The 21,751-nt window shown below is 40.5% G+C and carries 20 protein-coding genes and 1 other annotated feature; of the genes, 16 read left to right on the forward strand and 4 right to left on the reverse strand.

The features are described 5' to 3' along the window. Positions 1–5: 5 nt before the first annotated feature. From PS1M3_RS19500 to PS1M3_RS19550, 11 genes are all read left to right on the forward strand, one after another. A complete protein-coding gene (locus PS1M3_RS19500; RefSeq protein ID WP_203987577.1) occupies positions 6–620 on the forward strand; it encodes a DsbA family protein in 615 nt (204 codons plus the stop codon). Between the two features lie 211 nt (positions 621–831). Further along, positions 832–1,584, forward strand: a complete 753-nt coding sequence (locus PS1M3_RS19505; RefSeq protein WP_058429271.1) for a DUF3450 domain-containing protein — start codon at positions 832–834, stop codon at positions 1,582–1,584. Positions 1,585–1,594: 10 nt separating this feature from the next. Next, positions 1,595–2,962, forward strand: a complete 1,368-nt coding sequence (locus tag PS1M3_RS19510; RefSeq protein ID WP_203987581.1) for a MotA/TolQ/ExbB proton channel family protein — start codon at positions 1,595–1,597, stop codon at positions 2,960–2,962. A gap of 3 nt (positions 2,963–2,965) precedes the next feature. Continuing rightward, positions 2,966–3,493, forward strand: a complete 528-nt coding sequence (locus tag PS1M3_RS19515; protein ID WP_006793480.1) for a MotA/TolQ/ExbB proton channel family protein — start codon at positions 2,966–2,968, stop codon at positions 3,491–3,493. A gap of 50 nt (positions 3,494–3,543) precedes the next feature. After that, on the forward strand, positions 3,544–3,954 hold the full coding sequence (locus PS1M3_RS19520; protein ID WP_006793481.1) for a biopolymer transporter ExbD: 411 nt from the start codon (positions 3,544–3,546) through the stop codon (positions 3,952–3,954). A gap of 9 nt (positions 3,955–3,963) precedes the next feature. Then, entirely contained in the window at positions 3,964–4,569 is a 606-nt protein-coding gene (locus PS1M3_RS19525) for an energy transducer TonB (protein WP_006793482.1), read from the forward strand. Between the two features lie 30 nt (positions 4,570–4,599). Next, positions 4,600–5,928, forward strand: coding sequence for a lipopolysaccharide assembly protein LapB (locus tag PS1M3_RS19530; protein WP_203987583.1), 1,329 nt, complete (start codon positions 4,600–4,602; stop codon positions 5,926–5,928). Between the two features lie 308 nt (positions 5,929–6,236). Further along, complete coding sequence (locus tag PS1M3_RS19535; RefSeq protein ID WP_203987586.1) at positions 6,237–10,325, forward strand: hypothetical protein; 4,089 nt, start codon at positions 6,237–6,239, stop codon at positions 10,323–10,325. A gap of 63 nt (positions 10,326–10,388) precedes the next feature. Then, on the forward strand, positions 10,389–13,088 hold the full coding sequence (locus PS1M3_RS19540) for a TonB-dependent receptor domain-containing protein (RefSeq protein WP_138740592.1): 2,700 nt from the start codon (positions 10,389–10,391) through the stop codon (positions 13,086–13,088). Between the two features lie 203 nt (positions 13,089–13,291). Next, a complete protein-coding gene (gene asd / locus PS1M3_RS19545) occupies positions 13,292–14,431 on the forward strand; it encodes an aspartate-semialdehyde dehydrogenase (protein ID WP_138740591.1) in 1,140 nt (379 codons plus the stop codon). Between the two features lie 247 nt (positions 14,432–14,678). Beyond that, the gene (locus PS1M3_RS19550; RefSeq protein WP_203987588.1) at positions 14,679–15,794 is read left to right on the forward strand and encodes a DUF748 domain-containing protein; all 1,116 of its coding nucleotides are present in this window, start codon (positions 14,679–14,681) and stop codon (positions 15,792–15,794) included. Positions 15,795–15,836: 42 nt separating this feature from the next. On the opposite strand, the gene PS1M3_RS19555 is transcribed toward PS1M3_RS19550, so the two are convergent. Both PS1M3_RS19555 and PS1M3_RS19560 read right to left on the reverse strand, forming a co-directional pair. After that, positions 15,837–17,056, reverse strand: a protein-coding gene (locus tag PS1M3_RS19555) for an IS3 family transposase (RefSeq protein ID WP_223230517.1) whose coding sequence is annotated in 2 segments (ribosomal slippage) — positions 15,837–16,768 and positions 16,768–17,056 — 1,221 coding nt in all. Because the reading frame shifts where the segments join, the coding sequence is not laid out codon by codon here. Next, positions 16,662–16,778 (reverse strand) — a sequence feature (AL1L pseudoknot). It overlaps the preceding gene by 117 nt. Positions 17,057–17,158: 102 nt before the next feature. Further along, positions 17,159–17,962: an ion transporter gene (locus PS1M3_RS19560; RefSeq protein ID WP_006793489.1), complete on the reverse strand. Its 804-nt coding sequence runs from the start codon at positions 17,960–17,962 to the stop codon at positions 17,159–17,161. Between the two features lie 101 nt (positions 17,963–18,063). On the opposite strand from PS1M3_RS19560, the gene PS1M3_RS19565 reads away from it, so the two are divergent. From PS1M3_RS19565 to PS1M3_RS19585, 5 genes are all read left to right on the forward strand, one after another. Further along, a complete protein-coding gene (locus tag PS1M3_RS19565; RefSeq protein ID WP_006793490.1) occupies positions 18,064–18,276 on the forward strand; it encodes a hypothetical protein in 213 nt (70 codons plus the stop codon). A gap of 8 nt (positions 18,277–18,284) precedes the next feature. After that, entirely contained in the window at positions 18,285–18,566 is a 282-nt protein-coding gene (locus PS1M3_RS19570; protein ID WP_203987590.1) for a hypothetical protein, read from the forward strand. Positions 18,567–18,634: 68 nt separating this feature from the next. Beyond that, complete coding sequence (locus PS1M3_RS19575; RefSeq protein WP_006793492.1) at positions 18,635–18,826, forward strand: YwbE family protein; 192 nt, start codon at positions 18,635–18,637, stop codon at positions 18,824–18,826. After that, positions 18,826–19,341 carry a DUF4240 domain-containing protein gene (locus PS1M3_RS19580; RefSeq protein WP_203987592.1) on the forward strand — a complete coding sequence of 172 codons (516 nt, stop codon included), beginning with the start codon at positions 18,826–18,828 and terminating at the stop codon, positions 19,339–19,341. Before PS1M3_RS19575 ends, PS1M3_RS19580 begins: the two co-directional genes overlap by 1 nt. Positions 19,342–19,567: 226 nt before the next feature. Further along, the gene (locus PS1M3_RS19585) at positions 19,568–20,023 is read left to right on the forward strand and encodes a hypothetical protein (RefSeq protein ID WP_203987595.1); all 456 of its coding nucleotides are present in this window, start codon (positions 19,568–19,570) and stop codon (positions 20,021–20,023) included. On the opposite strand, the gene PS1M3_RS19590 is transcribed toward PS1M3_RS19585, so the two are convergent. Together PS1M3_RS19590 and umuD are read right to left on the reverse strand one after the other, a co-directional pair. Beyond that, positions 20,018–21,280, reverse strand: coding sequence for a Y-family DNA polymerase (locus PS1M3_RS19590; RefSeq protein ID WP_203987597.1), 1,263 nt, complete (start codon positions 21,278–21,280; stop codon positions 20,018–20,020). The genes PS1M3_RS19585 and PS1M3_RS19590 overlap by 6 nt on opposite strands. Further along, positions 21,268–21,681, reverse strand: coding sequence for a translesion error-prone DNA polymerase V autoproteolytic subunit (gene umuD, locus PS1M3_RS19595; protein WP_010556176.1), 414 nt, complete (start codon positions 21,679–21,681; stop codon positions 21,268–21,270). Before umuD ends, PS1M3_RS19590 begins: the two co-directional genes overlap by 13 nt. Positions 21,682–21,751 lie beyond the last annotated feature (70 nt).

The following is a 21,751-nucleotide window of genomic DNA, read 5'->3' on the forward strand; positions in this document are numbered from 1 at the left end:
TTGTTATGTTTCAAAGTAAGTTAATTTATATACACGATCCAATGTGTAGTTGGTGTTGGGGCTATGCACCTACGTGGCTAAAATTAAAAGAACAACTTGAGCATAAAATTATTGTTGAATATAAAGTGGGCGGCTTAGCTGCCGATAGTCAGCAGCCTATGCCAAAAGCAATGAAAGAAATGCTTGAAGATACGTGGCACAAAATACAAAAGCAGTTAGGTACCCAGTTTAATCATGACTTTTGGCGTAATTGCGAACCTCGACGTTCTACTTACCCGGCTTGTAGAGCAGCTCTGATCGCGCGTAAAACCAATAAAGAAGCGCAAATGATAGAAGCAATCCAACATGCTTACTATTTAAATGCGCAAAACCCTTCTGATGAAGCCACCTTGGTAGCGCTCGCTCAAGGCATTGGTCTAGATAAAGAGGGATTTGAAAATGAATTAGTCAGTTCATCATTAAATAATGAATTGAGTGACGAGTTGGCATTTGTTAATGCGTTGCCTATTAATGGCTTTCCTTCCTTGGTACTTATTCATAACAACAGCTACTATCCTATTGGCGTTAATTACACAGACTGGCAAAGTACTTACAGCCAAATTTTAAATATTATTGATTAGGCAGCGTTAATTTTAACGCTTCGACCGTCTTTATTCTGCTATAAGTCCTAATTATGACAGCTGTCATAAAAGCGACTTTTTTGCGCAACATCCTTGTCATCTTTTATCTATAAACTTCCCTTCATTGAATTATTCAAGCCACTAAAGCTCTGTTTATTGGCTTGAAATACAACCTAGCAAATCCGCTAATTAACGAGTAAAGGTGTATGCGATGAAAGGCGTTAAACCATTAATCTTAGCTGGTATTGTGGCCGCAAGTGCAGCAGTACACGCTAACGATTTAGATAAGGTTATTGATAAAAGCAGCGAAATTAATAAATCAGCTGCGCAATCACAAACAAAAATAGACAAGATTGCAGATTCAATGCAAGGACGTTTACAGCAATTTAAAACGCTCAATAAAGAGATTGACGGTTTAGCTGTTTATAACGCGCAGTTAAATAAACAGCTTAATAATCAAATTGAAGAAATGGAATCGCTTAACCTATCAATGGATCAGGTTTCTATTATTGAGCGCCAAATTACACCACTTATGATGCGAATGATCACCGGTCTTGAGCAGTTTGTATCGTTAGACATTCCCTTTTTGCAAGACGAGCGCGCTAAGCGTTTAGTATCACTTAAAGCCATGATGGACCGCGCTGATATCACCTCGAGTGAAAAATTTCGTCGTGTGCTAGAAGCTTACCAAGTAGAGGTAGACTACGGGCGCACTATTGAAGCTTACACCGCATTGTTAGATGTAAACGGTAAAGAGCGTGAAGTTGACTTTTTACGCATTGGCCGATTAGAGCTGATTTACCTAACACGTGATGGTAAGCAAGCTGGTAGCTACAACACAGAGACTAAAACGTTTGAAACATTACCAGATTCAACAATTAGTCAAATCAATAAAGGTTTACGTATTGCGCGCAAGCAACTTGCCCCAGATATGCTAACTCTGCCAGTACACGCAGCAGAATAAGAGGTTAAAAATGAAATTGTTTACTCAAATGACAAAAATGGCATTGTTTGTTACAAGCCTCGGTTTTGCAGGCGTTACCACTGCGGCAGAAACAATGGATCTTGATTCATTATTAAAAACATTAGAAAACGGCAAGACCGTTCAAAGTGCGCAAAATAAACAACGAGAGCAGGAGTTTACTTCTCGCCAAAACCAGCAAGTTCAAATGTTAAATGATACAACTGCAAAGCGAAACCAAATGCTTGTTGAATCAGAGCGCCTTGAAACACAATTTGAAGAAAACGAAGTTAAATTAGCAAACTTAACCGATACCTTATCTAGGCGAATGGGATCACTTAAAGAGTTATTTGGGGTATTACAGCAAGTCGCTGGGGACTCTAGTAATAAGTTTGCTACTTCGGTTGTATCAGCAGAATTACCGGGCCGTAGTGACTTTATGGACGAGTTAGCTCAAAAAATGGGTTCAACGTCTAAGCTTGCTTCAATAGAAGATATTGAAAAGGTGTGGTACGAGCTGCAACGTGAAATGACTGAGCAAGGTAAAGTCAGTCGCTTTAATACTTCAGTTATTGTTGAAGGTGGAAATAAAGCAGAGCAAGAAGTTGTTCGTGTTGGTGCCTTTAACTTAATTTCACAGGGTCAATACTTAGAATATAACCCAGGAACAAACACGCTGAGCGCGCTTACTCGCCAACCAGTGTCTCGTTATACCGCTACAGCTGCTGACTTACAAGACGCTAAAAGTGGTGTTGTACAGTTTGCATTAGACCCAACAGGAGGCTCTATTTTAGGTTTACTTGTTCAAGCACCAGATACATCAGAGCAAGTTCATCAAGGTGGTGCGGTTGGTTATGTAATTTTAGGTGTTGGTTTGCTTGCTTTATTAATTGCAATTGAGCGCTTTATTTCATTGTTACTTGTTGGTGGAAAAATTCGTCGCCAATTAAAAGATTCAGTAGCGCGTGACGACAATCCGCTAGGTCGTGTAATGAAAGTAAAAGACGACTACCCACATGTTGCTTACGACACGTTAGAGCTTAAATTAAGTGAAGCAATTTTACGTGAAATGCCAAAAATCACACGTAACTTAACGCTTATAAAAATCATCTCTGTTGTTGCCCCATTACTTGGCTTGCTAGGTACAGTTACCGGTATGATCAACACGTTCCAAGCAATCACATTATTTGGAACTGGCGACCCTAAACTAATGGCTGGTGGTATTTCTCAGGCACTAGTTACGACCGTACTTGGCTTAGTTGTGGCAATCCCAACAGTGTTTATATACACATTACTAAACACGCGTTCAAAAGGCTTACTGCTTATTTTACAAGAGCAAAGCGCAGGTATCATTGCTGAGCGAAGCGAGAAGGGAGAATAAACCATGGTGCTATTGATTGACTCAATCAATGCTATCCGTGATTTTCTCGACACCGGTGGCCAAGTCCTCTTGGTCATTGGGGTGTTAATCTTCGCGATGTGGTTATTGATACTCGAGCGATTTATATACTTTTTCAACGGGTTTCGCGGATACAAAAATAGCATTAAAGGAACATGGTCAACCCGTAACGAACGCAATAGTTGGAATGCTGAGCAAATACGCCAAGCTATGATTTCGCGAGCAAGTATGCGTTTAAATGCAAACCTTCCGCTTATCAATGTCATGGTGGCTTTGTGTCCACTACTTGGGTTGCTTGGCACAGTAACGGGCATGATTGAAGTGTTTGATGTAATGGCTATAACAGGCACCGGGAGTGCGCGTTCAATGGCGTCAGGTGTATCTAAAGCCACAATCCCGACGATGGCGGGTATGGTAGGGGCATTATCTGGTGTATTTGCCTCAACGTACTTACAGCGTAAAGCCAAACGTGAAGTAGAACTACTTGAAGATAGCATGTTGCTAGATCACTAAATAAGTTTTATGAGCGGCTAAACATACCCGCTCATATCAGGAGAATAAAAATGAGAGCGCCTTTAGGTAATTTAATGCAAGAAGATGAAGCTGAAGAAATAAACATGACACCCATGCTAGATGTTGTATTTATTATGCTTATCTTCTTTATTGTAACAGCTTCATTTGTTAAAGAAGCAGGCATTGACGTAAACCGCCCAGAAGCCGCAACTGCGGTTAAAAAAGAAAGAGCCAATATCTTAGTTGCTATTTCAGATAAGGGTGAAATTTGGATTAACAAACGCCAAATAGATGTTCGCGCAGTGCAGGCGAATATTGAACGCTTAAAAGCTGAAAACCCACAAGGTAGCGTTGTAATTCAAGCCGATAAAAAAGCAACCACCGATACGTTAATTAAAGTAATGGATGCCGCACGCGCTGCAGGTGTGTTTGATGTGTCAATTGCGGCTCAAGAAGCGTAAGGGTAAGTAATGCGTTATTTAGTAGCATTAATTGTTGCCGGTGTAGTCACGTTTATGCTGTTTTTGGGCATGCAAGCACTTATAACCGGCGGTGAAGGGGCAATGAGCGAACCAGCTAAAGGCAATGTACTTGATTTTGTTCGTTTGAAAAAAGAAGAAAGTGTTCAAAAGAAAGAGCGTAAACCACAAAAGCCACCTACGCCAAAAGAGCCGCCACCACCAATGGAGTCGCCACAAATGCAAAGTAGTGATGCTAATGCCAACGCTAACAACTTTGACTTTGGTGCTAATGTTGATGCCGAAGTGAACCTGGCGGGTGGATTAGCACTGGAAACGAGCGATGGCGAATATTTACCCATTGTAAAAGTTGCACCGGTTTATCCGCGTCGTGCGCTATCGCGCGGTATTGAAGGGTATGTGATTGTTGAATTTACAGTGACAAAGCAAGGTACCGTTCGCGATCCGCAAGTTTTAAAAGCAGAGCCAGAGTCGTTATTTGATCGGGCTGCAATGGACGCTGCTCTTAAATTTAAATATAAACCGCGTGTTGTCAACGGTGAAGCTGTTGAAGTAGCGGGTGTTCAGAACAAAATATCTTTTCAAATTGGCGGATAGTAGCTAACTAGAAAAGACCGTGAGGCGATTATGAAATTATTAACCAAAACTAAACTTTTAAAAGTAACACTACTTTGTACCACTGCGATAGGGTTCAGTATTGTTACACCCAGTGCACTAACGTTATTACCTGGCGTATCAATTGCAAGTGCTCAAGCGGCGCAGGAGCAAAAAACAAAACGCGTTCCTGCGCTTCGTGAAAAAGTATACAGCCAACTGGCTCGCGCACAAAAATTGGCAGACGATGGCGATGTAAAAGCTGGACTTGAAGCGCTCGATAGCATTAATGAACGTTCTTCAAGTATGAACTCGTACGAAATAGCCATGATGCATAATTTTTACGGGTTCATTTACTACAATCAAAATGACTTACCAAAAGCGATAGCTTCATTTGAACGCGTTGTGGCAGAAGAAGGGATCCCTGAAACATTGCGTTTAAGCACTACTTTTAGTTTAGCGCAGCTTGCAATGGCAAACAGCGATTACGATAAAGTCATTGCCTTTTTGGATAACTGGGATGAGATTAACACTCAGCCAATACCTGAAGGGTATTACTTACTTCGTGCACAAACGTATTACCAGTTAAAAGACTATAAGCAAGGCCTAGACTACATCACTAAAGTTATTTCATTAAGTGATGACGAAGGTAAAACCCCAAAAGAAAACTGGCTTGTATTACAGCGCGCTATGTTTTATTCACTAAATCAAACTAACAAAGTGGTTGAAGTGCTTGAACGCATGGTTAAGCTTTATGATAAACCAGAATACTGGGTACAGCTTTCGGGTATGTATGGTGAAACAGGGCAAGAGAAAAAGCAATTAGCTGTTATTGAAGCTGCCTATCAGCAAGGGTTTTTAACATCAAGAGCCGACTTACGCCAACTTGCTCAAGTTTACTTATACAATGGACTTGCTTTTAAAGCGGCAGAAGTTATGAGTAAAGCAATAGATAATGGCATTGCCGAAAAAACAGCTAAAAACTATGCGTTTGTAGCCGAGGCGATGATCCAAGCAAAAGAAGATGAAAAATCGATAGAGTATTTTGTTAAAGCCGCCGATTTATCAGATCATGGGCAATACGATCAGCGTTTAGCTGAGGTGTATGTTAATACAGAGCACTATGAAGATGCTGCCGATTCAGCTCGTAAAGCGCTTGATAAAGGGGGACTTGATTTTGAGTCAAATGCCTTTGTTGCACTGGGTATGGCGCAGTACAATTTGCAAAATTTCGATGCGTCTATTTTAGCGTTTGAACAAGCTGAAAAACACAAAAAATCACAGCGTTTGGCTAAGCAATGGATTAAGTATGTTAAACGTGAAAAAGTACATGCTGAAACGTTAAGAACCGCTCTGCTTTAAATTTTAAAACAACAAGTCACTACTTCGTTGGTGCTTGTAATATCAATTTCATAATCGCACTACGCAAGCCGGCTCAATAATAATTGAGTCGGCTTTTTTTATTGCCTTAGCAATTAAGTTGTTGAATTTTAATAATATAGTTTTGTCATGTTATGTTTATTAAAGTGTAACTCCAGTGTCATATAGCTCCCGTAAGGTAAGCCCTGCTGATAACTCAAGTGACCTTAACGCATTATTAAGTGCTTTAAAGTGACTTGAGTTTTTATAAAGCGCTAACAAAATAATTAAATACTTTAACGGAGTGAACAATGAAATTATCTGACTTATTCAAAGTTAGTTTGATTGCAACTGCAGTATCTTTAGCGGGTTGTGGTGGTGACTTAGTAGTATCTGAAGGCGACACAACAATTAACGAAGGCGATACAATAACAAACGTTGTTGAAGGCGGCTCAGACACAGGCGGTGAAACGTCATCTCGTGATGATTCACAAAACGGCACAACTGGTTTTCCTACTACTATTGATAACGCATTTGTTCAAGGCTTAGCCACAGACGTATCAAGCGAATTTCCGGAAATTACTGATAAGCCAGTGTATCGCCTAACAGCAGATACAACGTTCACTACCGATGCAACACTTACTAACGACGCGTATTGGATTGTAAATGGTCGTACAGCAGTAGGTAATGACCGTGCAGATAACGCAAAGCTTTATATTCAACAAGGCACAACAATTATTGGTGAATCTGGCGATGACTTTTTAGTTGTTCGTCGTGGTTCACAGCTTGAGTCGGTTGGTACAGTAAGCCAGCCAATTACTATGACCTCTATTCAAGATGTAACAGGTGGTGAAACAGCCATTGGTCAATGGGGTGGTTTAGTATTATTAGGTAATGCACCTGCTAACTCATGTGGCGACCAACAAGGTGAAGCAACAGCCGATGAGCTAGCTAACTGTGGTGTATCTGCTGAAGGTGACGCCGGCCAGTTTGGTGGCGATGTTGCAGATGATAACTCAGGTACATTAAAGTACTTAATCGTTAAGCAAGCAGGTAAAACTCTGGGTAATGGCGATGAGCTAAACGGTATTTCGTTTGCTGGTGTAGGTTCTGCAACAACTGTTGATTACATTCAAGTACACGAAAACCTTGATGACGGTATCGAGTTTTTCGGTGGTACAGTTGATGTAAGCAATGTTGTATTAACCAGCATTGGTGATGATTCTCTTGACTGGTCGTTCGGTTGGACAGGCTCTGCAACTAACGTATACATTCAACAAGCTGCAAACGTGGGTGATAATGCGATTGAAGCAGATAACTCTGAGTTTGATTCAAGTGCAACACCACTTACAATGCCAACCGTTTCAAACGTAACAATTGTAGGTGCTGAAGGTAACAACGGTATTCGTTTACGTGCAGGCACTGCGGGCGCATTAAGTAATGTATTCGTAACGGGGCCAGCTACTTATGAAAATTGTTTACGTGTGGGTTCAGACTCTGTGCCACGCGCAGAAGACGGTACATTAACTATCACTAATTCAGTTGTTGCATGTCAAACAACAGCTAACAACTTTGGTAGTGAAACTATTAATGGCGGCGATGTTAAATCGTGGTTTGAAGCTCAAGACGGCAACCAAACGCTAACTCCTGCAGATTTAATGCTTGATGATAATGGTTACACACCACTGCCGGGTTCACCGCTTATTGCCAATGGGCAAATTGGTGCATTTAATGGTACAACTAACTGGATGGAAGGTTGGACAGTAGGTATTAATGGTGGCTTCCCAACAGATATTTCAAATGCGTTGGATCAAGGTTTAGCGACCAATGTATCAAGTGAATTTCCACAAATTACTGATAAGCCTGTTTACCGTTTAACACAAGATACAACATTTACAGCCGATGTAACGCTTACAAACGATGCGCATTGGATTTTAAATGGCCGTACTGCGGTAGGTAACGATCGCGCTGATGCAACTACACTTTACGTTCAAGCGGGCACTACGCTTATTGGTGAAACTGGTGACGATTTCTTAGTTGTTCGCCGTGGTTCACAAATTAACGCTAATGGTAATGCAACAGCACCTATCACTATGACATCTATTCAAGATGTAACGGGTGGCGAAACAAATATTGGCCAATGGGGTGGTTTAGTATTACTTGGTAATGCTCCTGCTAACTCTTGTGGCGACCAACAAGGTGAGACTACACCAGAAGAACTGGCTAACTGTGGTGTATCGGCAGAAGGTGATGCAGGTCAGTTTGGTGGTGATATCAGCGATGATAACTCAGGTGTTCTTCGTTACATTGTTGTAAAACATGCTGGTAAAACACTGGGTAATGGCGATGAACTAAACGGTATTTCGTTTGCTGGTGTAGGTTCACAAACTAAGGTTGAATATATCCAGGTTCACCAAAACCTAGACGACGGTGTAGAGTTTTTTGGTGGTACAGTAAACGTACGTAACATTGTACTGACTGATATTGGCGATGACGCATTTGACTGGTCGTTTGGTTGGACTGGTCGTGCACAAAATATCTACATTCAACAAAGTGCTGTTGAGGGCGATAATGCCATTGAAGCTGATAACTCTGAATTTGATTCAAATGCAACGCCATTGACTAAGCCACTTATTTCTAACGTAACTATTGTAGGTGCAGATGGTACTAACGGTGTTCGTTTACGTGCAGGTACAGCGGGTGTGCTTCGTAATGTTGTTATCACTGGCCCAGATGGGTATTCAAACTGTTTACGTGTAGGTTCTGACTCGGTAGCTAATGCAGAATCGGGTGAGCTTTCTATTGAAAACTCAGTAGTAGCCTGTAATGAAGATAATAACTTCGGTAGCGAAGCGATTGCTGGTGGTAACGTTCAATCGTGGTTTGAAGGCCAAACAGGCAACCAAACACTCACGGCTGCAAACCTAAGCTTAGCAACTGATGGATATACACCTAAGTCAAGTTCACCTTTACTAGGTGCAGGTGTTGATACCTCTGGCCTTGATTCGTTCTTCACTAAAACCGATTACATTGGTGCGTTTGACGGTGATAATAATTGGATGGAAGGCTGGACCGTTGCTATTAAACCTAGCTTCCCAACTGATATCCAAAACGCATTAGAGCAAGGGCTAGCAACAGATGTGTCTTCAAGTTTCCCAGCTATTACCGATAAGCCTGTTTATCAGTTAAATTCAGATGTGGTATTCACAGCTGATGTAACACTAACAAATGATGCACATTGGATTTTAAAAGGACGTACAGCTGTTGGTAATGACCGGGCAGATAACACAACATTGTATGTTCAGTTTGGTACAACATTAATTGGTGAATCGGGCGATGACTTTTTAGTTGTTCGTCGTGGTTCAAAAATTGAGGCCGTAGGCACAGCAACTCAGCCAATCACCATGACGTCTATTCAAGATGTAACGGGTGGCGAAACAACGATTGGCCAATGGGGCGGCTTAGTATTATTAGGTAATGCACCGGCTAACTCATGTGGCGACCAAGAAGGTGAAGCAACAGCTGATGAACTTGCAAACTGTGGTATATCTGCTGAAGGTGATGCTGGCCAATTTGGTGGTAATGACCCAGAAGATAACTCAGGTACATTAAAGTATGTTGCTGTAAAACAAGCCGGCAAAACTTTAGGTAATGGTGATGAACTAAACGGTATATCACTTGCTGGTGTAGGTAGCCAAACAGAGCTAGATTACATCCACGTTCATGAAAACCTAGATGACGGCGTAGAGTTTTTCGGTGGCACTGCAAACATCAGCCACTTAGTGCTTACAAATATTGGTGACGACTCTTTAGATTGGTCATTTGGTTGGACGGGTAAAGCGCAATACGTACTTATCAAACAATCAGGATCTGAGGGCGATAACGCGATTGAAGCTGATAACTCTGAATTTGATTCAGATGCATCACCGCTTACTATGCCTACTATCTCTAATGTAACCATTATTGGTGACGCAGGCGTAAACGGTATTCGCTTACGTGCAGGTACTGCGGGCATACTTAAAAACGTAGTGGTAACGGGTGGCGCAGATTACGCAAACTGTTTACGTGTAGGTTCTGACTCAGCACCACGTGCCGAAGACGGTTCACTTACTATCACTCACTCAGTGGTTGCGTGTGAAACAGCTAACAACTTTGGTACTCAAGCAATTGGTGATGGCAATGTTGAGTCTTGGTTCTTAGGTCAAGCTGGTAACTCAGTGCAAACAGCTGCAAGTCTTGCACTAGCGAGTAACGGTTACATGCCTTCAAGTGAATCATTACTACTAGGTGCAGGTTTTGATTCTTCTAGCCTAGATAGCTACTTTGATACAGTAGATTACATTGGTGCAATGGATGCACAAACAGACTGGACAGCGGGTTGGGTAAAAGTAGGTCTTTAACCTTAAACGCTTTAGGCCGGGCGAAAGCCCGGCTAATGTCTTGTTTTGTTTCGGAGTATAAAAATGAATTCTTATAAACCCTCTAAACTTGCCTTATCAACATTAAATTGCGCCGTTTTGGCTGCACTATTTGGTTGGTCGGTAAATACTGCTGCTGCAGAAGCCGACATTCAAGAGCAAGAAATAGAAGAAGTGGTTGCAGTAGGGCAACGACTCAAAGGGAGCGCAGGTGCAGTACTGCAAGAACGCCAAAATCAGGCGTTTGTTGCTGATATTATGGGTGCCGACCAAATTTCACGCACCGGCGATGGTGATGCTGCATCGGCTCTTCGCCGTGTAACAGGCTTAACCTTAGTTGACGGTAAATTTATATATGTGCGTGGTTTAGGTGAGCGTTACTCAAGTACACAATTAAATAGCATGTATGTACCAAGCCCCGATCCTACTCGCTCGGTTGTGCCGCTCGATTTATTTCCATCTGAAATAATCGAAAGCTTAAGTGTACAAAAATCATTTTCACCAGATATGCCTGCGCATTTTGGTGGTGGTAATGTCAACATTCGTACCAAGTCTATTCCGTCTGACTTTTTATTTAAAGTACAAGTAGGCTCATCGTATAACACGTCAAATAGTGATTCTGGCTACTTTTACGAAGGCGGTGATGATGATTGGATGGGCCGTGATGATGGCACACGTGCGCTATCTAATGTATTTACTACCGCACTTACCAGCGACGCAGGCCTTGAAGGCAATATTAATTCTACGCTTGAAGAGCGTAAAAATCTTATTCAATCGCTTGATTGGAATGTAGGCATTAGCAAGGAAGATGTTGACCCAGCTATGAGCTTTTCTGTTGCCGTGGGCGATAGACTAGAAAGCGAAATAGGTACCTTTGGTGTGCTTGCGGCTGTTTCTTATGACAACGAATGGGAAGTTGTTCAAGAACAAAGTGGTTCAAGCCTAGGTAGTTTGGGTTGTGAGAACAAATGTTTTGCACAATATTACGATGGCACATCGACTGAACAAAATGTTCGTTGGAGCGGAACATTAAATCTTGGCTATGAGTTTAACTCAAACCATCGATTTGAGCTTACTAACATTGCGCTACACGATATGAGCGATCGGGTTCGTAATCGTAACTATTACGATGCCAATGAAACCGAAGAGGGTGTTACTGAGCTTCGCCGTGTTGATATTAGCTACGAAGAACGTGAAATGTTTTCTTCTCAGCTTAAAGGCACGCATAACTTTCCAGAGCTAAATAATTTATTTTTTGATTGGTATGGTGGCTTAAGTAGAGCTAATCGTAACGCACCAGGCGGTTTAGATGTTGTTTTTCAACAAAACTATAACGACGGTGTATTTGAGTCAGAGCAGCTTCAAGATGTTGCAGCAACTAATATTACGCGTGAATACCAGGTACTTCACGATGACGTAGAAACATTTGGTTGGAACATGGGGTTACCTTTTTATGGGGACGGCTACGAGCTCGAACTTAAAATTGGCGGTGACTTTTCAGAAAAAAAACGTGATGCAAGCAATGTTAAATTTGGCATAACGCACCGTGGTATAAGCGATGAGTTTACGTTTGGTAATAACATTAGCGATATTTTTGCTGATGCAAACACATCAAACGACGCGTTTTACACAAGTGCTACGGGTTCAGGTATTTTTGATGATGGCACAACTGACGGTGACAAATACAGTGCAGCGCATAAGTTAGATGCTTATTACTTTATGGCTGACTACTTTTTTGAAAATACATGGCGTATTACCGGCGGTGTTCGCTGGGAAGATTTCAAACAAGTATCGATTGGCTATCAGGCACATTCAAACTTATTCGAAAACACGCTTGAAGAAATTCAAGACGTTGTCATTAACGAAGATACTTTTTTTCCATCACTTGCTGTTACGTACATCATGGATGAAGAAATGCAGTTTCGCTTAAACGTGAGTGAAACCACTATTCGCCCAGATTTACGTGATGTAAGTACTTCGTTTTTTGTTGACCCGCTGACTGAATTTTTGGTTCGTGGTTCGCCTAGCTTACAAAGCTCTGAATTAACGAATGTTGACTTTAGGTTTGAGTGGTACATGCCAACAGGTAATAACCTGTCAGTTGCATTGTTTTACAAGGACATAGAAAACCCAATTGAAATGGTTGAACTTGCAGGTGTAGGTGGTGCGTCTCCGCAATTACTTACGGCTAATGCGCAGTCGGGTAAGCTATCTGGTATTGAGGTAGATTTTTTAACTGACTTTGGTTTTATTAATAAAGATTGGTCGTCTGCATTTTTGTCGGGTAACGTAACGCTATCTGATTCGAGCGTCAATTTAGGTATAAATGACTCAGATAATGTCGATTCATTATTTGAAACGCAACTTAAAGAAGCACTCGAAGCCGATACCGTTTCAAACATTGTTACTAACAACAAACGCCGTTTAGTAGGCCACTCTGAATGGGTTGCTAACTTACAAATGGGTTACGATTCAGATGACGGTTTTCATTCAACATCGGTTATTTACAATGTGTTTGGGCCGCGAATTATCGTACCAGGTACGCGTGGAAACGAAGATGCTGAAGAAAAGTCATTTCACTCACTTGATTTAGTTTATTCTTACTTTCCTAACTTTAACTCTAAAGTTAATTTTAAAGTGAAGAATATTCTTGGCCAAGAAAAACAAATAGAGCAAGAAGGTTTAACCCTTTGGGGCCAAGAAACAGGCACCGAGTTTAGCTTAAGCTATAGTTATGAATTTTAATTTTAGCTTGCGTTAAACCTTGTACATTCGCGCTATAAGCCCTGTATTAAATACAGGGCTTTTTTTATACCTTAATTTCGCATGAAAAATTTTTAAGTTCTGTTTTATTGACTAGTTTTAGCCGTCTAGCAGTGTTAGTTTGTTAACTTGAAAATTGAATCTCACGCAATGAATTTAATTTTTAATGTATTAAGGCATTTTTTATGAACAAAACAGTGGATAAAACAATGAAAAAAGTAGGTTTGGTCGGTTGGCGTGGCATGGTTGGCTCTGTGTTATTAGAGCGTATGGAAAAGCAAAATGATTTTGCCAATATAGACACCACTTTTTTTACTACCTCACAAGCCGGACAACTTGGTCCTGATTTAGCGGGTGATGCAAAACCGCTACTTGATGCAAGCGATGTATCTGAACTTGCAAAAATGGATATTATTGTTACGTGTCAAGGGGGCGATTACACCAAAGCGGTTTACCCAAAGCTTCGTGAATCGGGGTGGGATGGTTACTGGATTGATGCAGCTTCTGCACTTCGTATGAGTGATGACAGCATTATTGTTCTTGACCCTGTAAATAAAGATGTCATTACTCAAGGTTTAGAGCAAGGCGTTAAAACCTTTGTTGGCGGTAACTGTACGGTATCGTTAATGCTCCTTGCTTTAGGTGGTTTGTTTGAGAAAGACCTTATTGAATGGGTAAGCCCTATGACTTACCAAGCAGCTTCGGGTGCGGGTGCACGCAATATGAAAGAGCTGATTTCACAAATGGGCGCTATTCATTCAAGTGTTGCTCAGCAACTCGATAACCCAAGTTCAGCTATTTTAGAAATTGATAAAATAGTCAGTGAAAAAATGGCTTCAAGCGATTTACCACAAGATCAATTTGGCGTGCCATTAGCAGGTAGCTTGATCCCATGGATTGACGTGCCTATGCCAAGTGGACAATCAAAGGAAGAATGGAAAGCACAAGTTGAAGCTAACAAAATTTTAGGCTCTACTCAGCAGCCTGTACCTATTGATGGTTTATGTGTTCGTATTGGCGCAATGCGTTGTCATAGCCAAGCAATGACTATTAAATTACGCGAAGACATAAGCGTAGAGAAAATAGAAGAAATATTAGCTTCGCACAACGAGTGGGTTAAGGTTATTCCAAATGAGCGTGATATTACATCCACCGATTTAACGCCGGTTAAAGTAACAGGCACGCTAAGTATCCCAGTGGGACGTATTCGTAAGCTTGCTATGGGACCTAAATATATTAGCGCATTCACAGTGGGCGATCAGCTTTTATGGGGTGCAGCAGAGCCACTTCGTCGTATGCTTCGCATTATTGTAGACGCTGAGTAATTTTAGTTTTTTAATTTCTTTATTTTATAGGGTTAGCATAGTGCTAACCCTTTTTAGTTTTTATTCCTTCCTTTTACACTCTTTTGTGGCTTTTAAATAACTGTCTGTGTGGCATACCCATTGCAAAAGTTAAAATAGTATTTTGCGTGCACCCAGTAATTTAAGTACTTAACAGCGCAGTTGTGCTTATTTTTGTGTAGTTTTTACACATTGTCATGCTCATAATTACACAAATAAGGATGGTTATATGGCGTTAATTTCAAAGGTTACTCGAGCTAAATGGTTTACTGGTTTTGTTTTAATCATTGTGCTTTTATTAATATTCCGTGTTGGTGCGCCCCATGCTATTCAATATTATGTTAATCAACAAATTAAAGACACGCAGGGAATAACAGGCCACGTAGGTGACGTTGATTTATATTTGTACCGCGGTGCGTATGCTATTGACGGCATAAAAATTTATGCCAAAGAGGATAATTTAGCGCCTAAACCACTACTTAGCGTTGCAACACTCAATTTTTCGCTTTCATGGTCAGCACTACTGAAAGGGAATTTAGTGACAAATATGCAATTTACCTACCCTGAAATTGTGGTTTACGACAAAGCCCCTAATAAAACAGAGCAAAATAAACAAGTTAAAAATGAAACAACCTGGGTAGGGCTTGCTAATAATTTAGTCCCTTTTTCAATTGACACTTTAAGTATTGATAACGGTAAAGTTTCGTTAGTAAATGCCACCAGCGAGGGTGATAAACCTACCTATATCTCAAATATTGATGCAGAGATTAAAAACATAACCAATGCTCAAAACCTTACAAAAACCTTAGTGACTTCGTTAAACATTGAAGGGGATTTAATGGGCGAAGCTGCATTGTCTCTTAAAGGGCAATTAGACCCATTTAGTGAAAAAGCAAACTTTGACTTTAATGTAGAGGTTCAACGTTTTTCGGTTAAACATTTAGAAACGGTTTTTAAAGTGTACACTCCGTTTGACATTGAAGCAGGAGGCATTGATGGTGCAATGGAGGTTGCTGCAAAAGACAATGTTTTAAACGGCTATGCAAAGGCCGGTGTTTATGACTTGAGTGTTTTTTCGTGGCGTGAAGATATAGAAAAAGACGACGACGGATTGTTCACTGCTATTTTTGAAGGCAGCATAGATATACTCAGCGAATTACTTGAAAATGATGAATCTGAGTTAGTTGCTGCGCGCATACCGATCGATGGCACATTATACAACACCGATATATCTACGTTTCAGGCAGTGGTGTCGGTATTAAAAAATGCGTTTTTAGAGGCGTTTAAAATGGAAGTGGACGACGTGATATCGTTTGAAACAGTAGAAAGTATATCGAATGAGTAACAGTGAATCGCCCCGAGTTCATCGGAGACCAGTTTGTTTAAGTCAGGCCACTTTACCTGACTCGTTTAAATTATCATAGTAGTCTGTTTCATATTGAGCTGGTGAAATATACCCAATTGAAGATAATAAGCGTTGATTATTAAACCAATTGACCCACTCTAACGTTGCGTATTCAACAGCATCAACATTCTTCCACGGGCCATTTCTGCGAATAATCTCTGTTTTAAATAATCCATTTATTGTTTCAGCCAATGCATTGTCATAAGAGTCACCCACACTGCCTACAGACGCTTGAATTCCAGCTTCAGCAAGTCGCTCAGTGTATCGTATAGACAAATATTGGCTGCCTCTGTCGCTGTGGTGAATTAACCCTTCGGGGTTGCCACGATGCCAAATAGCTTGCTCTAACGCATCAAGAATAAGCTCTGTGTGCATTGTCGTTGATACACGCCAACCTACAATGTATCGTGAAAAAACATCTATCACGAAAGCGACATAAACAAACCCACTCCATGTGGCAACATAGGTGATGTCAGCTACCCAAAGTTGATTTGGCTGCTCAGCAGTAAATTGACGATTAACTAAATCAAGTGGCTTATCTTGTTGCTCGTCAGGTATCGTTGTCTTATGTGCTTTACCCCGACGAACACCTTGAATTCCCATAACTCGCATCAATCGTTCGACTGTACAGCGGGCGACTTGATGGTCGTCAAGCTGTAGCTGCTTCCATATTTTTCTTGCACCATAAACTGACATATTATCCTCCCACACTTCGCGAATGAGTATTATCAGCTCAGCATCACGCTTTTTGCGGTTAGACAGTCGCTCAGGCTCTCTTTGTATCTGTTTATGAGAATAATACGTTGATGGTGCAATCGGCAATTCCTTGCAAATTGACTCGACACCGTAATGCTCTCTGCAAGCATCAATAAAATCCACTATTACTTCTGTTTGCGGTCGAGCTCCGCTTGGGCGAAAAAAGCGGCAGCTTGCCTCAGGATATCATTCGTTCGCTTGAGCTCTTTATTCTCGCGCTCTAAGACGGCAAGGCGTTCTTCAGTTGATTGCGTATTAGAAGAGGGTTTAGACGGTTGAGCTTGAGATTTCTTGACCCATGCTCTAAGTGTTTCTGGGGTACATCCCAGTTTATCTGAAATCGATACTAGCGCAGCCCAAAGAGAAGGGTATTCATGCTGTTGTGTGGTAACAAGCCTAATTGCACGTTCACGAAATTCTGATGTATAGCGATTTGATTTTTTCATAGTTCCAGTTTCTCAAGTTATTGAGTCTCTGGCAAACACGGGGCGATTCACAGGCTAATTGAGTTTTAAGCCCCACATACATATTTTGTGAGGCTTAAACTGTTACTTTTTACTCAGCAATGTTTTTAACTCTGCTATTTGCGCTTGTAATTCGTTAACTTGTCCTTGTGTTGCAGGAAGCGAGTCGTTATCGGCCTGTTCTTCTCGTGCATTTCGGTGTTCCTCACCCATTACTTCTAAAATTGCGCCAACCATCATATTTAAAAATACAAAGGCGGTTAAAAATATAAAGGTCAGGTAGTAAATCCAGCTTAGCTCATACACCGCCATTGTTTCGTACATTATGTCGGTCCAATCTTCAAAGGTCGCTATTCTAAATAGCGTTAGCATTGAAATAGACACATCTTGCCAAAGCACGGGGTTAATGTCGGCAAACATCATACTGCCCATAGCGGCGTAAATATAAAAAATAACAAACATAAGCAGAGCTATGTAGCCCATTTGCGGAATTGCTTTGAGCAAGGAGTTAACGAGTAGTCTAAGTTCAGGTATCATCGACACTAACCTGAGCACTCTAAATATACGTAGTAAACGCGCTATTAGCATTGTAGAGCCCGCAGCGGGGTATAAACTACCCAATACAATAATGGTGTCGAATATATTCCAGCCCTTCGAAAAGAAGTCTTTTATGCCTTTGCTTGCAACAAAGCGAATAATCAGCTCAATTAAAAAGAATGCGGTTATGCCAATATCCATCCAGTTAAGTGCAAGCTCAACCGTAGGATGAAGACTATAGGTATGAGCGCCTACAGTAAGGGCAGAAACAATAATGACAGCTATAACAAATGATTGAAATATCTTGCTTTTGTCTATACGCTGAAACAAGGCTTGTAACTGCGACATCATAATAAGTGGTCCTGTAAATACGAAGATTTTTATGGCGCTAATATACAATATATTCGGCATAATTTAACGTCTTTTTAAACGCAATAGTGTAAGGAAATTTAATGGTTATTAATAAATTAGAAGTGTGTGCTGTATTTATAATCGGATTACCTATTTTAGCTGGGTGTAGTTCCGACGCACGCTTTGAACAATTGCAATCAGCCCGCCTTAACGAATGTAATTACAAAGCCGATAAAGAGTATTATGAGTGCCTTAAAGAGCAAGACTCAAATTACGAAGAATTTAAAAAACAACAAGCAGAAAAAAGTAAATAATCCTCCTCATGACTAAAACACAAAAACAACGAGACAAACAAATACGCGCAGCGCTGACTAAAGCCTGTGAGTCTATAAAAGACTCAGTGACCGATTTTGCATACCTTACTCACACTGTTGATTTAAATAACGAAGCTAACACCTTAAAAGTTAACTGCTATTTTGAAGATACTATAGCGCTTAATAACGCTGACTCTGAGATTGAACACCTTAAATCTATAATTATTACTCAACTAGCGGGTATTAAATTGACGATGAAACCGACACATATCGTGTTTTTTGCCAATTAAAATGGGTTTTGTTGGTTTGCCTGCAGTTGGGCGTTATAATTAAAAAAATTATATTTAGGGTTTAAATAATGGCTGTTCCTTCTCGTTCGCAAATATCACCAGGCACTGTAGTTAATATTGTTTTAAAAGAAGATCAACGAAGCGGGACATTAACGGAAGGCGTGGTAGAGCGTTTATTAACTAAATCACCAAACCACCCGCATGGTATTAAAGTGAGATTAGAAGATGGCCAAGTAGGCCGAGTAAAAGAGATTCTATAATGGCAGCGTTATCAGAGCAGGCTTTTTGGGAATTAGTGACTACACCCGACTTAGGCCTTGATCCGCAAAGTGTAAGCGATCACCTTAGAGCAAATCTAAGCAATTTAGACGATCAGCAACTTATTGCATTTGATAAGTTTTTTGGCATAAATATGCGTAAATGTTTTACATGGGATTTATTTGGCGCTGCATTTGTTATGGCAGGCTGCAATGACGAATATGGTTTTAGTGAATTTAGATGTTGGCTTATTTCACGCGGTAAAACTGTGTTTGATAACGCGCTCGTTAATGCCGACTCCATTGCATTATGTACACCTGTTTATCACTTAAATGAACAGCCTTACCCATATATTGACGAATACGACCTCATCGCCGGCTTATTATATGAAGAGCGCAATGAGGATGAATTACCCTTCGTGCCATCAGGCGATCAACCCGCAGGTAAACGCTTTAAAGACAAAGCAAAATTTTTAAAACAAGCCTACCCGCAATTATTCGCAAAATATTGGCAGTAAATCTTATAGTAATGCGCTTAATTTAGCGCATTATTTTAAATCGTTTTATTGTTCGATAACGTATCTCAAAGTGTGATTAATAACTACATGCCTTAATTTAGTTTTTTCTTTTTATATAGCCTTGTCTTCTAGTAGTAAATCTCTGTTATATTTAGCTATGTAATAAAGTTAAGCCATTTAGTATACGAACTAAAAAATAATTAACGCATAAGGATACGTTTACTTAATGAAACACATCAAATTGACTTTATTCATGTTTGTTTTGGTCAGCGTCCACGTAGCCGCTGAGCCAAGCAATAAGGCACGCTTTATACCCCTTTTAAAATCAAAACTTGGTACATATAAGGTGGTTTCTGCTAATTCAGGGTTATGCGTAAACAGTGACTTGAGTTTAATTAATGCAAGTAACCCAAGTGAGGGGTTTAAGCTGGGTGAACAAATTGTGTTTGGCTCATTACATAACGGAACTCAAACTATACAAAAGCCAAACTTTTGCTTTATTACTAGTTCGTTAAAATATAAAAGTGATGGGCTTGATAATGGTTTACGAATGAGCCGTTGTGAGGATCCTGTAAACGAAAAAACAATTCGACAAAGCATTCGTTTTTTACCTAACGACATGCTTATTTATACATTAAGCTCAGCAAGTGTTGAGTGCAAGTTTGAATTAAAGCGTCTATAAATCGCATTTTATTTTTGGTATATCCCGCCAGCGGGTTGTGTACTGAGGCGATAAAAAATCTCTGTTCATATGCCAGCGATCGTTTAGTTTACTACTTGCTAAGCCCAACATACCCTTGCCGTATCGGGTATTAATAGCATCTAAACAGCCCATTAACTTTGGGTTATCTTGTTGTGGTGCAAATAAGTCACTTTGCTGAAATTGCTCAGCGGTAAGCTCTAGTGCACCTACACCACATTTATAAAACCGCACGCCAGGTTGGTAAATTTTTTCAAACACTTCAGACACCGCATTGGCCATAACGCAAGTATCGTTTGTTGGCATACTAAACTGATACATATAAGACTTTTTATAAAATACATCTTCATGAGATGAGCTAGATGCAAAAATATATAATTGCTTTGTTAGCGACTTTTGGGCTCTTAGTTTTTTGCCCACAATAGTGACATGGTTAATTAAAGCGGTTTTAAGAGCGGTTGGTTCATAAATACGCTCTCCAAAGCTGCGAGTTGAGTAAATTTCGCGTTTATCTTGGCGTACATCATCCCAGTTTAAACATACTAAGCCATTAAGCTCGCTTACTGTGCGCTCTACCACCACACTAAAAGCGCGGCGCATAGTTTTTGGGTTTTGTTGGGCAAGTTGCCATGCGGTGTTTATGTTCATTATTTTTAGCTTTTTAGCTAAGCGCTTGCCAATTCCCCATACATCTTGGCAGTCCATGCGCTGTAAAATAGCTCGCCGGCTTGCTTCGTCATTTATGACAGCAACACCGTCAAAGCCTGTTAATTTTTTAGCTGCATGATTTGCCGCTTTTGCAAGTGTAGGCGTTGGCCCAAACCCCACGCCAACGGGAAGTTTTGTTTCTCGCCATACGGTTCGTCTAATAAGGTGTCCGTAAGTATGCCAATCTTTTACAACGTTTTCGTAGCCGCTAAAGTGCAAAAACGATTCATCAATACTGTAAATATGCTGGGTGTCACAAAAGCGGCCAATCACACTCATCATTCGGTCGCTTAAATTAGCGTATAGTTCATAGTTACTAGAGCGTACAACCACATTGTTTTGTTCTAGTAACTGCTTAACTTTAAAATAAGGGCCAAATTTAGGAATATTTAAACGTCGCGCAATAGGGCATACCGCACATACGCAACCGTCGTTATTAGTGAGCACAACCACAGGTTTTGAACGAATGGCGGGATCAAATACTTTTTCGGCGCTGGCATAAAACGCCACGGCATCGACTAAGGCATACATGAAAGTAACTCAGGGCTTTGGCGATGCATACGAATTGACAAACTGACTACGCCTTCAAGCTGAAATTCATCGCTAGGCGTAATATTAACGGGTTGATATAAAGGCGAAGCCGATAGTAATCGAGCGTTTGTTTTATCAAGTAGCTTACACACAAATAAGCCATTTAAATTAGCCACAATTACATCGCCATCTTTAGCGTGTTCTGCTCGGTCTACTACAAGTAAATCACCCTCAAAAATCCCTACTTCTTGCATAGAGCTACCCGACGCAATACCAATAAAAGTGGCATCAGGGTGCTTTATTAATAGCTCATCAAGGGAAACGCCAAGCTCAGTGTATTGTGCTGCAGGAGACTCAAACCCGCAAATACCTGCTTCTATATAAATAGGAATAACAAACATAAATAAATAACCAAAACACATATACTGTATAAGTGTACAGTATATGTGTTTTGTTTAACTTATGCCAAGT

Origin of the sequence: Pseudoalteromonas sp. PS1M3 (genome assembly GCF_016865405.1) — a bacterium.
Classification (GTDB): domain Bacteria; phylum Pseudomonadota; class Gammaproteobacteria; order Enterobacterales; family Alteromonadaceae; genus Pseudoalteromonas; species Pseudoalteromonas marina.

What these genes read in the sequence shown, in the direction of transcription:
- PS1M3_RS19515 (WP_006793480.1), top strand. Translation starts at nt 2,966, where the DNA reads ATGGTGCTATTGATTGACTCAATCAATGCTATCCGTGATTTTCTCGAC.
- PS1M3_RS19565 (WP_006793490.1), top strand. Translation starts at nt 18,064, where the DNA reads ATGGTTATTAATAAATTAGAAGTGTGTGCTGTATTTATAATCGGATTA.
- PS1M3_RS19530 (WP_203987583.1), top strand. Translation starts at nt 4,600, where the DNA reads ATGAAATTATTAACCAAAACTAAACTTTTAAAAGTAACACTACTTTGT.
- PS1M3_RS19525 (WP_006793482.1), top strand. Translation starts at nt 3,964, where the DNA reads ATGCGTTATTTAGTAGCATTAATTGTTGCCGGTGTAGTCACGTTTATG.
- PS1M3_RS19590 (WP_203987597.1), bottom strand. Translation starts at nt 21,280, where the DNA reads ATGTATGCCTTAGTCGATGCCGTGGCGTTTTATGCCAGCGCCGAAAAA.
- asd (WP_138740591.1), top strand. Translation starts at nt 13,292, where the DNA reads ATGAACAAAACAGTGGATAAAACAATGAAAAAAGTAGGTTTGGTCGGT.
- PS1M3_RS19540 (WP_138740592.1), top strand. Translation starts at nt 10,389, where the DNA reads ATGAATTCTTATAAACCCTCTAAACTTGCCTTATCAACATTAAATTGC.
- PS1M3_RS19500 (WP_203987577.1), top strand. Translation starts at nt 6, where the DNA reads ATGTTTCAAAGTAAGTTAATTTATATACACGATCCAATGTGTAGTTGG.
- PS1M3_RS19585 (WP_203987595.1), top strand. Translation starts at nt 19,568, where the DNA reads ATGAAACACATCAAATTGACTTTATTCATGTTTGTTTTGGTCAGCGTC.
- PS1M3_RS19560 (WP_006793489.1), bottom strand. Translation starts at nt 17,962, where the DNA reads ATGATGTCGCAGTTACAAGCCTTGTTTCAGCGTATAGACAAAAGCAAG.
- PS1M3_RS19575 (WP_006793492.1), top strand. Translation starts at nt 18,635, where the DNA reads ATGGCTGTTCCTTCTCGTTCGCAAATATCACCAGGCACTGTAGTTAAT.
- PS1M3_RS19520 (WP_006793481.1), top strand. Translation starts at nt 3,544, where the DNA reads ATGAGAGCGCCTTTAGGTAATTTAATGCAAGAAGATGAAGCTGAAGAA.
- PS1M3_RS19570 (WP_203987590.1), top strand. Translation starts at nt 18,285, where the DNA reads ATGACTAAAACACAAAAACAACGAGACAAACAAATACGCGCAGCGCTG.
- PS1M3_RS19580 (WP_203987592.1), top strand. Translation starts at nt 18,826, where the DNA reads ATGGCAGCGTTATCAGAGCAGGCTTTTTGGGAATTAGTGACTACACCC.
- umuD (WP_010556176.1), bottom strand. Translation starts at nt 21,681, where the DNA reads ATGTTTGTTATTCCTATTTATATAGAAGCAGGTATTTGCGGGTTTGAG.
- PS1M3_RS19535 (WP_203987586.1), top strand. Translation starts at nt 6,237, where the DNA reads ATGAAATTATCTGACTTATTCAAAGTTAGTTTGATTGCAACTGCAGTA.
- PS1M3_RS19550 (WP_203987588.1), top strand. Translation starts at nt 14,679, where the DNA reads ATGGCGTTAATTTCAAAGGTTACTCGAGCTAAATGGTTTACTGGTTTT.
- PS1M3_RS19510 (WP_203987581.1), top strand. Translation starts at nt 1,595, where the DNA reads ATGAAATTGTTTACTCAAATGACAAAAATGGCATTGTTTGTTACAAGC.
- PS1M3_RS19505 (WP_058429271.1), top strand. Translation starts at nt 832, where the DNA reads ATGAAAGGCGTTAAACCATTAATCTTAGCTGGTATTGTGGCCGCAAGT.